The following is a 15164-nucleotide window of genomic DNA, read 5'->3' as shown; positions in this document are numbered from 1 at the left end:
GGAGCGTGGGAACGATCAGATGGTCAGCAATCAGTGGATCAGTGGTGAATCACTTACCGAGCTTCACCCGCGTCCAGCCTCGGGTCATTACTCGCTGGACACCAATCGGCATGTCCGGAATCGCATACAGCGTCGCCATCACTTCCTGCGACGGATACGACCCCGGATCATCGCGAATCGCCTCATCCACCAACGGCGTCGCCGCTGCGTTGGCATTGCTGTAGCCAATGTTGTTGGTGATCTCGGCGATGATGTCCGGGCGCATCAGGAAATTCATGAACAGGTAAGCGTTCTCGACGTTCGCCGCATCCCGAGGGATGGCGACCATGTCGTAGAAACTGCCGGCCCCTTCCTTGGGAATGCTGTAGTCGATCTTCACCTTGTCGCCCGCTTCCTGGGCGCGGGCCTTGGCCTGCAGCACGTCGCCGGAGTAACCGACCGCGACGCAGATATTGCCGTTGGCCAGGTCGGAGATGTATTTCGACGAATGGAAGTACGCCACCGACGGCCGGATCTTCATGAACAACGCTTCAGCTTCGGCGATCTGGCCTTTGTCCTGAGAGTTCACCGGATAGCCCAGGTAGTGCAGGGCGGCGGGCAGCATCTCGGTCGGCGAGTCGAGGAAACTGATCCCGCAGGCTTTGAGTTTTTGCGCGTTCTCCGGTTTGAACAGCAAGTCCCAGGAGTTGGTCGGCGCGTTCGTGCCGAGCACTTCCTTGACCTTTTCCGGATTGAACCCAATGCCGATCGAGCCCCACATGTACGGGAAAGCGTGACCGTTGTCCGGGTCGCTGGCGGAGGCGTTCTTCAACAGGACCGGGTTGAGGTTTTTCCAGTTCGTCAGCTTCGACTTGTCCAGCGTCTGATAGACACCGGCCTTGATCTGCTTGGCCAGGAAACTGTTGGACGGCACCACGATGTCGTAGCCGGATTTGCCCGCGAGCAGGCGTGCCTCAAGGGTTTCGTTACTGTCGAACACATCGTAGGTCACGCGGATGCCGGTCTCGTCTTCGAATTTCTTGACGGTGTCCGGGGCGATGTAATCCGACCAGTTGTAGACGCGCAGTACCTTGTCATTGGCCTGGGCGCCCGTAGCCATTGCGCCCAATAAGGACAGTGTCAGCAGAGTCCTGCCAAACATTTTCATCGGTACAACTCCATTCTTTTTATTCACATTACGCAAAGCGTTTGAAACGCGACGGCCTAGGCCGTCGCTTCTACCAATTGCTTCTCAGGTTGCTTCCAGGATTCGCTGGCGGTCTGGTCCATCGCTTCCTGGATCGCCCGTTTACGAGTGGCTTCGGCGCGACGGCTGAAGAACCAGACCATGAACGTTACGATCGAGACGGCGAGCAGAATCAGGCTGGCCACGGCGTTGATCTCAGGCTTCACGCCCAGACGTACCGCCGAGAACACTTCCATCGGCAAGGTCGTCGAACCCGGGCCCGACACGAAGCTCGCCAGCACCAGGTCATCCAGCGACAAGGCAAACGACATCATGCCGCCGGCCGCCAGAGACGGCGCGATCATCGGAATGGTGATCAGGAAAAACACCTTGAACGGCTTCGCCCCCAGGTCCATGGCCGCTTCTTCGATGGACAGGTCCAGCTCACGAAGGCGGGCGGAGACCACCACCGCGACATAGGCGGCGCAGAACGTGGTGTGGGCGATCCAGATGGTGACGATGCCACGCTCCTGCGGCCAACCGATCAACTGCGCCATGGCCACGAACAGCAGCAACAGCGACAGGCCGGTGATCACTTCAGGCATCACCAACGGCGCGGTCACCAGGCCACCGAACAGCGTGCGGCCCTTGAAACGCGTCACGCGGGTCAGCACAAATGCCGCCAACGTGCCCAGCACTACAGCGGCAATCGCGGTGTAGCAGGCGATCTCCAGCGAGCGCACCACCGAGCCCATCAGTTGGGTGTTGTCGGCCAGGCCTACATACCACTTGATCGACCAGCCGCCCCAGACCGTCACCAGTTTGGAGGCGTTGAACGAGTAGATCACCAGAATCAACATCGGCAGGTAGATAAACGACAAGCCGAAAATCAGCATGAACTTTGAAAATCCGAAGCGTTTCATCCCCGTGCCTCCATCTCTTTGGCCTGACTGCGGTTGAACAGCAGAATCGGCACAATCAGGATCAACAGCATCACCACCGCCAGCGCAGACGCCACCGGCCAGTCGCGGTTGTTGAAGAACTCTTGCCACAGCACACGGCCGATCATCAGGGTTTCCGGGCCGCCCAGCAGTTCCGGAATCACGAACTCACCGACCACCGGAATGAACACCAGCATGCAGCCGGCGATGATCCCGTTCTTGGCCAGCGGCACGGTGATTTTCCAGAAGTTGTTGAAGTTGCTCGAACCCAGGTCCGAACCCGCTTCCAGCAAGCTCTGATCGTGCTTGACCAGGTTGGCGTACAGCGGCAACACCATGAACGGCAGGTAGGCGTAAACCACACCGATGTACACCGCCGTGTTGGTGTTGAGGATCTCGATCGGGTGATCGGTCAGCCCGGTCCACATCAAGAACGCGTTGAGCAAACCGTTGTTGCTGAGAATGCCCATCCACGCGTAAACGCGGATCAGGATCGCGGTCCAGGTCGGCATCATGATCAACAGCAGCAAGACGTTTTGCGCTTCCTTGCTCGCTTTGGTGATGGCATAGGCCATCGGGAAACCGATCACCAGGCACATCAGCGTGCTGAAAAACGCGACCTTCAACGAACCCAGGTAGGCCGAGATGTACAGCTCATCGTCGGTCAGCAACGCGTAGTTGCCGATGTTCAACAGCAGCTGGAATTTCTGCTCGGCGTAGGTGTAAATCTCAGAGTAAGGAGGAATGGCCAGGGCCGCTTCCGAGAAGCTGATCTTCATCACCAGGAAGAACGGCAACAGGAAAAACAGGCAAAGCCACAGGAATGGAATCCCGATGACGAGCTTTCGACCACTCGGCATCAGCCGCATGAACTGCTGATTGAGTGTTTTCATGAGCGCAGTACCACGCCGCTGTCGTCTTCCCACCACACATAGACTTTGTCGTCCCAGGTCGGACGGGCGCCACGGCGTTCGGCGTTGGCCATGAACGACTGCACGACCTTGCCGCCAGGCAATTCCACGTAAAACACCGAGTGACCGCCGAGGTAGGCGATGTCATGCACTTTGCCTTGGGACCAGTTGTAGCGAGTGTCCGGCTTGACGGTGCTGACCAGCATTTTTTCCGGGCGGATGGCGTAGGTGATCGACTTGTCCTGCACCGAGGTGCTGACGCCGTGACCGACGTAGATCTTCTGTTCCAGGTCCGGGCTGTGAATGATCGCGTGACCTTCCAGGTCTTCCACCACGGTGCCGTCGAAGGCGTTCACGTTGCCGATGAATTCGCAGACCATGCGGCTGACCGGCGCTTCATAAATGTCGACCGGGCTGCCGATCTGGGCAATCCAGCCCAGGTGCATGATCGCGATGCGTTGGGCCATGGTCATGGCCTCTTCCTGATCGTGGGTCACCATCACGCAGGTCACGCCGACGCGTTCGATGATCTCGACCAGTTCGAGTTGCATCTGCGAACGCAGCTTTTTATCCAGCGCGCCCATCGGTTCGTCGAGCAGCAACAGCTTCGGACGCTTGGCCAGGGAGCGGGCGAGGGCGACACGCTGACGCTGACCGCCGGACAACTGATGGGGTTTGCGCTTGGCGTACTGGGTCATGTGCACCAGGCGCAGCATCTCTTCGACGCGGGCGTCGATTTCGCTGGCCGGCAAACGGTCCTGCTTGAGGCCGAAGGCAATGTTCTGCGCGACAGTCATGTGCGGAAACAAGGCGTACGACTGGAACATCATGTTGATCGGCCGCTCGTACGGCGGCATGTCAGTGATGTCCACGCCATCGAGGAAAATCCGCCCATCGGTCGGGCGCTCGAAGCCTGCGAGCATGCGCAGCAGGGTCGATTTGCCGGAACCGGAACCGCCGAGCAGAGCGAAGATTTCGCCTTGATGAATCTCAAGCGAGACATCGTCTACTGCGCAGGTTTCGTCGAACTTCTTGGTGACGCGGTCGACTTTCAGCAACACCTTTTTCGATGTCTGCTGACCTTCAAGAGCCTTCCTGTAAGTGCTGGAGGCGTTTGCCATGTGAAACTCCCAACAGGTTTCAGTCGTCGGGCCAACGCGGCCTGACTTAATAGTTGATTGCAAGCCCAATCCCGGTGAAGCCAGTGAATCCAGCAGTGATCCCCTGTGGGAGCGAGCTTGCTCGCGATGGCGGTGTGTCAGTCGACATCAATGTTGACTGGGCCGCCCTCATCGCGAGCAAGCTCGCTCCCACAGGGATTTGCCTTTGACTCTCTGGCCCCACTGAGCGGGCTAATTCGGCGCCGCCGTCCTGGCTGCCTGGTAGTACTTGTTGTTATCGCAGTGTGTTGTTGTCGCGAGTGCCGGGCGCGCAAAGACGCGCCCGCCTGACTCACGGGGGCAGTAAATGGATCAATTGTGTTTGGCGTCAGCGTGATTTACGCAACGCGGCCCGTCGCCGGCATGCATCGCCGAACGCCTGGAAAATACTCAAATAAGGAGGATTGGAAAGCACCTGCCATTCCGGGTGCCATTGCACGCCGACGGCGAAGGTGGGGCTGTGTTCCACCGAAATCGCTTCGATCAAACCATCCGGCGCAATCGCTTCGGCACGCAGGCCGGGGGCGAGGCGGTCGATGCCCTGGCTGTGAATCGAATTGACCATGAACTCGGCAGGCAACTCCAGCGCCTCGAACACGCCGCCCGGTTGCACCGTCACCGCATGGGCCGGGGCGTATTGCACCGCCAGTTCAGGGCTGTCCGCTTCGCGGTGATCGAGCATCCCGGGCAGTTCATGCACCTTCTGATGCAGGCTGCCGCCGAACGCCACGTTCATTTCCTGGAAGCCGCGGCAGATGCCCAGCACCGGCACGCCAGCCGCAATGGCTGCACGTAATAAAGGAAGGGTCGTGGCGTCCCGCGCCGGATCGTGATCCGTGCCGGGAGCGCTGGCCGGGCCTTGATAGTGGAAAGGTTCCACATTCGAAGGGGAGCCGGTCAGCAACAGGCCGTCAAGGTGTGCCAGCACATCCTCGATTTCAGTCTGTTCGCCCAGGGAAGGAATGATGACGGGCAGCCCCAGAGCCGCGACGCTGACAGCACGCAAGTACTTGTCGCCGCTGACGTGGTAGGGGTGCAGGCCAATCTGTTTGACGCACGCTGTAACGCCGATCAATGGCTTGAATGCCATTTTTATCACCTCGAAGTTTCACACTTGAACGAGCTTTTCCGGAGCTTAGCCTTGTTGATTTTAATTAACAACTCTCATGTAAAAAATTCTAAACGCCGTACGTCCGATCTTGAGGATTTACGCGGTGTGCAAGACCGATGTGGCACTCTCGTCCCCCAAAAAGGCCCGAAAATAAAGGTTGAAAGGTCAAGTGTTCGCTATTGACTTCACTTTGCCGTTCGGGTTGACTGAGCTCGCAACAAGGCAGTGAACATAATAATTAACAGCTAATAGGTGCATCATGTCGGTCCCTCTGCGTGCCGTTCAACTCAACGAAGCAAACGCATTCCTTAAGAAATATCCTGAGGTTTTGTACGTCGACCTTCTGATTGCGGATATGAACGGTGTGGTGCGCGGCAAGCGCATCGAGCGCACCAGTCTTCATAAGGTTTACGAAAAAGGCATTAACCTCCCGGCGTCTCTGTTTGCCCTGGACATCAACGGTTCCACGGTGGAAAGCACCGGCCTGGGTCTGGACATCGGCGACTCGGATCGAATCTGCTTCCCCATCCCCGGTACCCTGAGCATTGAGCCGTGGCAGAAGCGCCCAACCGCTCAGTTGCTGATGACCATGCACGAACTCGAAGGCCAGCCGTTCTTTGCTGACCCGCGAGAAGTGTTGGCCAATATCGTGCGCAAGTTCGATGACTTGGGCCTGACCATCTGCGCAGCCTTCGAACTCGAGTTCTATCTGATCGACCAGGACAACGTGAACGGTCGTCCGCAATCGCCACGTTCGCCGGTATCGGGCAAGCGTCCGGTGTCGACTCAGGTGTATCTGATCGACGACCTCGACGAATACGTCGATTGCCTGCAAGACATCCTCGAAGGCGCGAAAGAGCAGGGCATTCCTGCTGATGCCATCGTCAAGGAAAGCGCCCCGGCGCAATTCGAAGTGAACCTGCATCACGTCAACGACCCGATCAAGGCCTGCGACTACGCGGTGTTGCTCAAGCGTCTGGTGAAGAACATCGCCTACGACCACGAGATGGACACCACGTTTATGGCCAAGCCTTACCCTGGTCAGGCGGGCAACGGTTTGCACGTGCACATTTCGATTCTCGACAAAGAAGGCAACAACATCTTTGCTAGCGAGGATCCCGAGCAGAACGCCGCGCTGCGACACGCGATCGGCGGTGTGCTCGAGACCCTGCCGGCGCAGATGGCGTTCCTGTGCCCGAACGTCAACTCGTACCGTCGTTTTGGCGCACAGTTCTACGTGCCGAACTCGCCGAGCTGGGGCATCGACAACCGTACCGTGGCGGTGCGTGTGCCAACCGGTTCGCCGGATTCGGTGCGCATCGAACATCGCGTAGCCGGTGCCGACGCCAACCCGTACCTGCTGATGGCCTCGGTTCTTGCCGGTATTCACCACGGCTTGACCAACGAGATCGAACCGGGCGCCCCGGTCGAGGGCAACAGCTACGAGCAGAACGAGCAAAGCCTGCCGAACAACCTGCGCGATGCATTGCGCGAGCTGGACGACAGCGAAGTCATGGCGCGCTACATCGACCCGCTGTACATCGACGTGTTCGTGGCGTGCAAGGAAAGCGAGCTGGCCGAGTTCGAGAACTCCATCTCCGACCTTGAGTACAACTGGTACCTGCACACCGTTTGATTGACCTGTTGGTGTACGCATTCTCTGCATACACCACCCATCAAATGTGGGAGCGGGCTTGCTCGCGAAAGCGGTGTGTCAGGCGACGTTAATGTTGAATGTGCCGCCGCCTTCGCGAGCAAGCCCGCTCCCACAATGGATTGCATTTCAAATCCTCAATTGACTGGCATCAATCCAACGATCACTCATTCCCCTGCGTCGAGTCACAACCATGACAAACACTCGCAGCGATTGGGAGCAACGCTTCCAGTCCCTCACCATCGAAGGCCGCGCATTCATCGACGGTCAATATTGCCCGGCACTCAGTGGCGACAGCTTTGAATGCATGAGCCCGGTCGACGGTCGCTTCCTGGCCAACGTCGCCAGCACTGACGAAGCCGACGCCAATGCCGCCGTCGCCGTTGCACGCCGCACCTTCGATTCCGGCATCTGGGCCAACCTCGCCCCGGCCGAGCGCAAGCGCACCCTGATTCGTTTCGCCGATTTGATCCTGGCCAACCAGGAAGAACTGGCCCTGCTCGAAACCCTCGACATGGGCAAACCGATCAACGACTCGATGAACATCGACATCCCGGCGACCGCCAACGCGATCCGCTGGAGCGCCGAAGCCATCGACAAGATCTACGACGAAGTCGCCGCCACCCCGCACGACCAACTCGGCCTCATCACCCGCGAACCTGCGGGCGTCGTTGCCGCCATCGTGCCGTGGAACTTCCCGTTGATCATGGCCAGCTGGAAGTTCGCCCCGGCGCTGGCTGCGGGCAACTCGTTCATCCTCAAGCCTTCGGAAAAGTCGCCGCTCACGGCCATTCGCATTGCGCAACTGGCGCTGGATGCCGGCATCCCGAAAGGCGTGTTCAACGTCCTGCCGGGCTACGGTCACACCGTCGGCAAGGCGCTGGCGTTGCACATGGACGTCGACGTGCTGGCCTTCACCGGCTCGACCGCGATTGCCAAGCAACTGCTGATCTACGCCGGGCAAAGCAACATGAAACGCGTCTGGCTCGAAGCAGGGGGGAAGAGCCCGAACGTGGTGTTTGCCGACGCGCCGGATTTGCGCGCGGCAGCACAAGCGGCGGCCGGTGCCATCGCCTTCAACCAGGGCGAAGTGTGCACCGCCGGTTCGCGCTTGCTGGTCGAGCGTTCGATTCGCGAGCAGTTCATTCCGCTGCTGGTGGAAGCGCTGCAAGCGTGGAAGCCAGGGCATGCGCTGGACCCGGAAACCACGGTCGGTGCGGTCGTCGATCAGCGTCAATTGGAAAACGTCTTGCGCTACATCCAGGTCGGTAAAGACCAGGGTGCGCAACTGATCGCGGGCGGCAGTCGCACCCTTGAAGACACCGGTGGCCTGTACGTGGAACCGGCGATTTTCGACGGCGTGACCAACGCCATGACCATCGCTCGGGAAGAAATCTTCGGCCCGGTGCTGTCGCTGATCACCTTCGACACCTTCGATGAAGCGCTGGCGATTGCCAACGACAGCATCTTCGGCCTGGCCGCCGGCGTCTGGACCAGCAACCTGAGCAAGGCCCACAGCTTCGCTCGCGGTTTGCGCGCTGGCAGCGTCTGGGTCAACCAGTACGACGGCGGCGACATGACCGCGCCGTTCGGTGGCTACAAGCAGTCGGGTAACGGTCGGGACAAATCGCTGCATGCGTTCGACAAATACACCGAACTCAAAGCGACCTGGATCAAGCTCTAATACCTATAAAAAAAGCGACGGTCGCCGGCACGCTGCCTGCGGCCATCGGAGAAACGTATGAAACACACCACACATGTAAACAGCTACTACGCCGCCACCCGTAACTTCACCGGCGAATTCCCGGTGCTTGAAGAGCTGGTGGAATGCGACGTCTGCGTCATTGGCGCCGGCTATACCGGCTTGTCCTCGGCCCTGTTCCTCGCGGAAGCGGGCTACAGCGTGACCGTGCTCGAAGCCGCCAAAGTCGGCTTTGGCGCCAGCGGTCGCAACGGCGGTCAACTGGTCAACTCCTACAGCCGCGACGTCGATGTGATCGAGGATCGCTACGGCGACAAGACCGCCGAAGTCCTCGGCAGCATGATCTTCGAAGGCGCCGACATCATCCGTCAGCGCATACAGCACTACGACATTCAGTGCGACTACAAGCCGGGCGGCATCTTCGCCGCGATGAACAAGAAGCAACTCAAAGGCCTGGCCGAGCAGAAGAAGAGCTGGGAGCGCTACGGCAACAAGAACCTGAAAATGCTCGACACCGCTGACATCAAGCGTGAAGTCGGTTCCGACGCCTACGTCGGCGGCCTGCTCGACATGCAGGGCGGCCACATTCACCCGCTGAACCTGGCCCTCGGCGAAGCCTCGGCCATCATCGGCCTGGGCGGCAAAATCTACGAACAATCGGCGGCGGTGGAAATCACCTACGGCGAACCGATCACCGTACGCACCGCCAAAGGCGTCGTCCGCGCCAAGTACCTGCTGATCGCCGGCAACGCCTACCTGCCGCAGGGCCTCGACAACCGCGTGACCAGCAAAAGCATGCCGTGCGGCTCGCAGATCGTCGTCACCGAACCGTTGTCCGAAAAGGTTGCGCGCAGCCTGATCAAAAACAACTACTGCGTCGAAGACTGCAACTACCTGCTCGACTACTACCGCCTCACCGCCGACAACCGCCTGCTGTACGGCGGCGGCGTGGTCTATGGCGCGCGGGAACCGGACGACATCGAACAACTGATCCGCCCGAAAATCCTCAAGACCTTCCCGCAACTCAAGGACGTGAAGATCGACTACCGCTGGACCGGCAACTTCCTGCTGACCATGTCACGCATGCCGCAATTCGGCCGCATCGAAAAAAACGCCTACTACATGCAAGGCTACAGCGGCCACGGCGTCACCTGCTCGCACCTGGCCGGCAAACTGATCTCGGAAATGATCCGCGGCGACGCCGAACGCTTCGATGCTTTCGCATCGCTCCCGCACATGCCAATGCTCGGCGGCCGCACCTTCCAGGCCCCGCTCACCGCCATGGGCGCCGCGTACTACGCGCTGCGCGATCGCTTCGGCATCTAACCCGACGCAGAAACCCGTGGGAGCGGGCTTGTCCGCGATAAGGCCCGATCAGTCGCCATCAATGTCGCCTGACACACCGCCTTCGCGAGCAGGCTCACTCCCACAGGTGGGATCCCCGTCGATCACAGATGTTGTGGTCGCCAAAGATCCCCTGTGGGAGCGGGCTTGCTCGCGAAGAGGCCCTAATATTCAACATCAACCCAACCGAACGCCCCTGTTTACAAGCCCAATCAACCTTTTCACCCACCCATTCATCGAACCTGCTGAGCAACACCACCAAACGTGATTTAATACCCGCCTTTCACATTTCCGGGACAGGGAAGCGGTACTTTCGCGGCCAAAAGTCGCCCGCCATCCACCCCCATAACCCTTAAGTATTCTTCGCATAAGGCTGTCATGGACACGGGCTCAAGACTCAAATTAGTACGCGAAAGCTATAAACTCTCCCAGCGCGAGCTGGCCCGGCGTAGCGGCGTCACCAATGCCACCATCTCCCTGATCGAACAGAATCGCGTCAGTCCCTCCGTCAGCTCACTGAAAAAACTGCTCGAAGGCATTCCCATGTCTTTGGCGGACTTCTTCACCTTCGACCAACCGCCCCGCGAGCACCAATATGTGTTCCGCGCCAATGAACAGCCGGATCTTGGCCGACATGGCCTGCGGTTGCTGCTGATTGGCGCATCGGTGCCGAGTCGGCAGATGCGCTTGTTGCGTGAGCAATACGCGCCTGGGGCGAGTTCCGGGGAAGAGCCGATTGTGCATTCGGAAGGGGAGGAGTGTGGGCTGGTTACGCGGGGGACAGTTGAGTTGACGGTTGATGGGCAGATCAGTGTGCTGAATGCTGGGGATGGGTATTACTTTCCGACGACGTTGCCGCACAAGTTTCGCAATATCGGCCAGGATGAAGCGGAAATTATCAGTGCCAACACGCCGGCGAACTTCTGATTCAACACGAACGCTATCCTGTGGCAGTTGCAAACAAAAAAGGTGACAGATAAATAGATCTGTCACCTTTATCACGCCGCTGTCGGTGCGCTATTCAACTAGGGCGCCAAGGACTTGCACTGATTGCGCAGACCGTCGTCCTTGATGGCCGCATCGGTTTCGGAATATTGGCCAGGATGAAGCGGAAATCATCAGCGCAAACACGCCAGCGAACTACTAAATCTCAAAACGTGCACTGTCTGTAGCACCCAGGGCACGATATCGTGCAAGTCTATGAAAAACCCGCAGTGATGCGGGTTTTAATGCCTGGAACTTGATCTCGGCGCCTACCTGGTTCGCTCGAAGAACCGCTCAATCACACCTCGAGAGTGCCCCTCAGGCAGCTTTGCTCAGCAATGCCGCAAATTTACGCTTGGCCTCTTCAACGGCATCGGCGATATCGCGGGCTGCGTTGCTCGATTCAGTCCGGTAGGTTTCGGTCAGGCCGTGCATGTCGGTCTGAAAGCTCAGGGTCGCATCGGCCAAGGCGCGTACCGAGTCGACCTTGAGGGTTGAACCGTAGCTGGCTTTGACCGCCGCTTCCAGTTGCTGATTACCGGTTGCGCCCAAGGCTTCGAGGCCTTTGCTGATACCTTCGGTGGTCGCGTTCAACGTGTGGGTGGCTTCGGCCAGACCGCTGTTGCTGGTGAAGGAAACGGCAAGGCCGGTCAACACCACTTCGTTGGTGGAGAAGAACGAAACCATGCGCTGATACTGGCGTTCCTTGATTACATGCACCTGGTTGATCCGGGCAAAGACCATCTCTGCGGTGTTGTATCCGACCTTGAGGTCGTCAGCGATGTCCTTGACGATCTGGTAGCGCTTGTCTTCGTCCTGCAGAGCGCGCACGGCTTCGTCGCGTTGCAGTTCCAGGGCGGCACGTTGGGCCGGCTCCTGTGTCTCGGCTGCAGCCACTTGCGCGTTGGCGTCATTCAACGAGTGAGTGCATTGCTCCAAGGTTTTGCCGGCCAGGGAGAGGACTTGCTGGGCGTCGACCTCAGCCGCTTTCATGGCCATGCGAAAGTCCATGTACGCCTCCAGAATTACGGATTCCCGGGCGATCTGGTCGTTGGCCGATTTACATACTTGCAAGTAATTTTCACGAATGTCGTTGAATCGATCAGGGATGGAACCGCGGCGCAGGTTCATCCAGCTCAGCTTGAGCTTTTCCATGCTGTCGAGGCGACCGTCGTCCATCCAGCCGGCCATCGCCGCAGCGTCTTCGCGGATTGAGGTGAAGCTCTGGGTAATGTCCATGAAACGCGTGGAAATATCCATGCCCTCGATCTGCTCGCGGACCATGCTGTTGAAGGCGGTCGACTGCTGCAGCACGGAAGCGATGGAGGTGACCTTGGTCGTGTCGTACTGAGCTACCCGGTCCAGCAACACAAGTACCGGTGCATCCTGAACAGGTTGAAAAAGATTGATGCCGATAGTGCGCAGGCCGGTGAGGGCACGTTCGAGGTAGTTGCTCATCGAGGGTCCTTTCGTGGTGATTTCAATACAACGTGAAGTGGGGGCGAGTGTACTGTCTGGAGCAGGGCGATTTATCGCGCCCGTTTGCTGTACAACTCCTCGTTGCGTGCCTTCATTGCCAGCAGCATCAATTCGTTCTGGCGATTGGCGGCATAGTTGATCCGCTTGGCCACCAGACCATCCAGCCAACGCTGGATAAAGTTGAAGCGGTAATCATCAGTGCCGTAGCTACGGTCCCGCAGGAACACATACGCCTCGTTATCGTTGTACTCGTTTAGTTTCTCCCGGCATTCCTGACGGATATCCTCATAGTCCTTCGCCAGTTGCGCAGGGCTGCGTGTTGGCGTGAATTCGTCGGCGGTTTGAGTCATGGCATTACCCGTTCAGCATCATGTCGAAGTTATTGGCAACCCGCTGGCGGGTGTCGATCCGTCCGATCCAGAGCATATATCCGGCGGCTTTCATTTTTTGGGTCAAGTGATTGATCTTCCCTTCAGCAGCATCCGTGTCACCCTTTTCCAGATCGGCATCGATCTCGCGAATGATTCCATCCAGTTCGCCGCGCAGGTCATCTGCAATTATTCGGGAATCGAGGCGACTTTTCAGTTCATTGAGGCGCCGGGTCTGGAGTGTCAGCGCATTGGTATCGAGCAAATCATTATTGAGATCGCGGTAGGCGAGGAACGCATCCTGATAGCCAGTATTGTTGTCGATTCGTCCAAGCTGCTGTTCGAGAAGGGCCAGTCGTTGATAAAGATCGCTGGATTGCGCAATGGCGGCTGACTTTTTCGGATTCTGCTGTAGCTCTTCGATTCCCTGGCGCATCCAGATAATCCCGCCGGCAAACTTCATGTCTTCTTCGACTTTGGGGAGGGTACGCCAGAATGTGTCTTGTGCGTTCCTGAACGCTATCACCTGCCGTTCGATCTCATCCACATTGTCACGATTGATAGGTTCGCTTGTGCTGATGCCTCTGAGGTCATCGCCAGAAGGCAACGCTTGCTGTACACGCTTGAGTAGCCGACTGACGTTCGCGTCCGGATGTTCGGCGTTGCTTTGTCGCAAGGTGTCGAGCTTTTTGTGCTGCACTTCAAGCGCTCTGCTCATGTCAGAGGCGAGGCTGTCGAGGCGGCGAGCCTCGCGATTGATTTCCGGCACTTTCACCTGATAACTCGCGTACTTGACGAGGGGCACGAGCGCCAGGCAGAGACACAGTGTCACGGCAAGCAAGAATACGCTGCGGCCGGAAAACCATGGTTCGGCATTCAGGGGACCCCTCTGGCGATTGATCAAGGTCCGGACCAACCAAGCGTTGAGACCGTTGAGCGACGGTGCTTCGAACATCAAGCGATGAGCAAAAAACTGGCGTACGCCTTGCTCGATCAGATCATCGTCGAAAACGATGTCCTGGTTCCGGTAATAGGTGCGAATGCGCTCGGCAATTTCAGCGCGGCGCTGAGGCAGGTCGAGGTGTTCCTGAACCTGCCTCTGCTCGTGACGCAGCTCATCGACGAACGCCATCGCTGTCAGCTGTTCGGAGAGTGGAATGCGGCTCATCGGGTGTCCTTTCTTGATGTTCTCGGCACTGCGTGGCGCGACCGGTCTTTATTGGGACCAGTAACCGGCGGCTTTGAGTCGTTTGGTCAGATGACTGATTTTTCGCTCGGCTGCGTCTGAGTCGCCGTTCTTGAGTTCGGCATTTATCTCGCGCATTTTCACCTGCAATTCCTCACGAAGTTCCTCGGGGACGGAATTTTTTTCCAGGCGTTTACTTAGCGCATACGCACGCTGAGTCTGTAGCTCAAGCAAGTCTTTATCCGGCCACAGGTCACTACTGAGTTCTCTGTATGTGGAGGATGCATCCATGTGGCTGTCAAAGCTGTTGACGTTTTTCAGCTGTTGATCAAGCTCGGCCAGACGTCCGTCCAGGTCACTGAATTGCGCGAGGGCGGCTGCTCGTTTCGGGTCTTGCAACATCTCCTTGATGCCCTCGCGTATCTCGAGGATGCCGCGGGCATACTTGATGTCTGTTTCGGCGGTATACAGAGCACCTTTGATTGCGTTTTTTTCTGCCTTGAGCGCATTGATCTGTGGTTCGATAACAGCCACGTTGGCGCGACTGACCGGTTCGGAGGCACCGACTTCTGTGCGGATATCGCTTGCAGGAATCGCTTTCTGCGCACGTTCCAGCAGTTGGGATACGTGCGCGTCCTGCTGCTGCGCGTTCCTTTTCTGAAGAGCAATCAGCTCCCTGCGCTGCTTATCCACTTCCTTATACAGTTCTATACGTTCATTTCGCACTTCGGCTGCAGTGCGGGCGACGTTACGGATGTCGTCATCACTGTAGAAGGTGGTTATGTAGCGCGAGCTCTGCGAATAGGCGCTCCACACGAAGAACACGATGAACGCTGCCAGGAACGTCTTAATGAACCCACCCCAAAACCGCATCTTTGAACGGTGAGTGAGGGTCTTGACCAGCCAGGCATCGAAGCCGTTTAGTGGCGGCGCTTCAAACTTCAAACGATGGGCAAAGACCTGACGAACGCCTTGCTCGATCAGTTTATCGTCAAAAGCGATGGTGTTGCTCAGGTAATAGGCGCGAATGCGCTCGGCGATTTCAGCACGGCGCCGCGGCAGATCGAGGTGTTCCTGGACCTGCCTTTGCTGATGACGCAGCTCGTCGACAAAGGCCATTGCCCCCAACTGTTCGGAGAGTGGAATGCTGCTCATCGGG

13 protein-coding genes and 1 pseudogene are annotated in these 15164 nt (G+C 58.1%); 5 read left to right on the top strand and 9 right to left on the bottom strand.

Annotated features, from left to right (window positions below; all coding sequences use genetic code 11):
• Nucleotides 1-49: 49 nt before the first annotated feature.
• The 5 genes from ACM6I0_RS13605 to ACM6I0_RS13585 all read right to left on the bottom strand — a co-directional run bounded on the left by ACM6I0_RS13605 (nucleotide 50) and on the right by ACM6I0_RS13585 (nucleotide 5267).
• Complete coding sequence (locus ACM6I0_RS13605) at nucleotides 50-1147, bottom strand: polyamine ABC transporter substrate-binding protein (RefSeq protein WP_259154306.1); 1098 nt, start codon at nucleotides 1145-1147, stop codon at nucleotides 50-52.
• 56 nt (nucleotides 1148-1203) lie between these two features.
• Entirely contained in the window at nucleotides 1204-2088 is an 885-nt protein-coding gene (locus ACM6I0_RS13600; RefSeq protein ID WP_222586058.1) for an ABC transporter permease subunit, read from the bottom strand.
• Nucleotides 2085-2966, bottom strand: coding sequence for an ABC transporter permease subunit (locus ACM6I0_RS13595; protein WP_285436354.1), 882 nt, complete (start codon nucleotides 2964-2966; stop codon nucleotides 2085-2087). The genes ACM6I0_RS13600 and ACM6I0_RS13595 overlap by 4 nt, the downstream gene beginning before the upstream one ends.
• A 29-nt stretch (nucleotides 2967-2995) precedes the next feature.
• The gene (gene potA, locus ACM6I0_RS13590) at nucleotides 2996-4138 is read right to left on the bottom strand and encodes a polyamine ABC transporter ATP-binding protein (protein WP_285436341.1); all 1143 of its coding nucleotides are present in this window, start codon (nucleotides 4136-4138) and stop codon (nucleotides 2996-2998) included.
• Nucleotides 4139-4505: 367 nt separating this feature from the next.
• Complete coding sequence (locus tag ACM6I0_RS13585) at nucleotides 4506-5267, bottom strand: gamma-glutamyl-gamma-aminobutyrate hydrolase family protein (protein ID WP_285436340.1); 762 nt, start codon at nucleotides 5265-5267, stop codon at nucleotides 4506-4508.
• A gap of 280 nt (nucleotides 5268-5547) precedes the next feature.
• On the opposite strand from ACM6I0_RS13585, the gene ACM6I0_RS13580 reads away from it, so the two are divergent.
• From ACM6I0_RS13580 to ACM6I0_RS13560, 5 genes and pseudogenes are all read left to right on the top strand, one after another.
• Nucleotides 5548-6924, top strand: a complete 1377-nt coding sequence (locus ACM6I0_RS13580) for a glutamine synthetase family protein (RefSeq protein WP_222586061.1) — start codon at nucleotides 5548-5550, stop codon at nucleotides 6922-6924.
• Between the two features lie 211 nt (nucleotides 6925-7135).
• The gene (locus ACM6I0_RS13575; protein WP_414922520.1) at nucleotides 7136-8626 is read left to right on the top strand and encodes an aldehyde dehydrogenase; all 1491 of its coding nucleotides are present in this window, start codon (nucleotides 7136-7138) and stop codon (nucleotides 8624-8626) included.
• A 57-nt stretch (nucleotides 8627-8683) separates the two neighbouring features.
• Nucleotides 8684-9970 carry an NAD(P)/FAD-dependent oxidoreductase gene (locus ACM6I0_RS13570; protein WP_285436338.1) on the top strand — a complete coding sequence of 429 codons (1287 nt, stop codon included), beginning with the start codon at nucleotides 8684-8686 and terminating at the stop codon, nucleotides 9968-9970.
• Between the two features lie 396 nt (nucleotides 9971-10366).
• Entirely contained in the window at nucleotides 10367-10915 is a 549-nt protein-coding gene (locus ACM6I0_RS13565) for a cupin domain-containing protein (protein ID WP_007946335.1), read from the top strand.
• Nucleotides 10916-11063: 148 nt separating this feature from the next.
• Nucleotides 11064-11135 (top strand): annotated as a pseudogene (locus ACM6I0_RS13560) (XRE family transcriptional regulator); the annotation flags it as partial.
• Nucleotides 11136-11290: 155 nt separating this feature from the next.
• Here the strand turns inward: ACM6I0_RS13560 and ACM6I0_RS13555 are convergent.
• The 4 genes from ACM6I0_RS13555 to ACM6I0_RS13540 form a co-directional block, all read right to left on the bottom strand.
• Nucleotides 11291-12430 carry a merozoite surface protein 3b gene (locus ACM6I0_RS13555; protein ID WP_285436335.1) on the bottom strand — a complete coding sequence of 380 codons (1140 nt, stop codon included), beginning with the start codon at nucleotides 12428-12430 and terminating at the stop codon, nucleotides 11291-11293.
• A 71-nt stretch (nucleotides 12431-12501) separates the two neighbouring features.
• Complete coding sequence (locus ACM6I0_RS13550) at nucleotides 12502-12801, bottom strand: hypothetical protein (protein ID WP_285436333.1); 300 nt, start codon at nucleotides 12799-12801, stop codon at nucleotides 12502-12504.
• A gap of 4 nt (nucleotides 12802-12805) precedes the next feature.
• Complete coding sequence (locus tag ACM6I0_RS13545) at nucleotides 12806-13987, bottom strand: DUF6384 family protein (protein WP_414922519.1); 1182 nt, start codon at nucleotides 13985-13987, stop codon at nucleotides 12806-12808.
• Between the two features lie 48 nt (nucleotides 13988-14035).
• The gene (locus ACM6I0_RS13540) at nucleotides 14036-15160 is read right to left on the bottom strand and encodes a DUF6384 family protein (RefSeq protein WP_414922518.1); all 1125 of its coding nucleotides are present in this window, start codon (nucleotides 15158-15160) and stop codon (nucleotides 14036-14038) included.
• Nucleotides 15161-15164 lie beyond the last annotated feature (4 nt).

The sequence above is a fragment of the Pseudomonas sp. IT-P294 genome (assembly GCF_949767865.1).
Taxonomy (GTDB): Bacteria; Pseudomonadota; Gammaproteobacteria; order Pseudomonadales; family Pseudomonadaceae; genus Aquipseudomonas.
The sequence above is the reverse complement of the archived record's forward strand: the minus strand, read 5'-3'. Positions and strand labels throughout refer to the sequence as shown.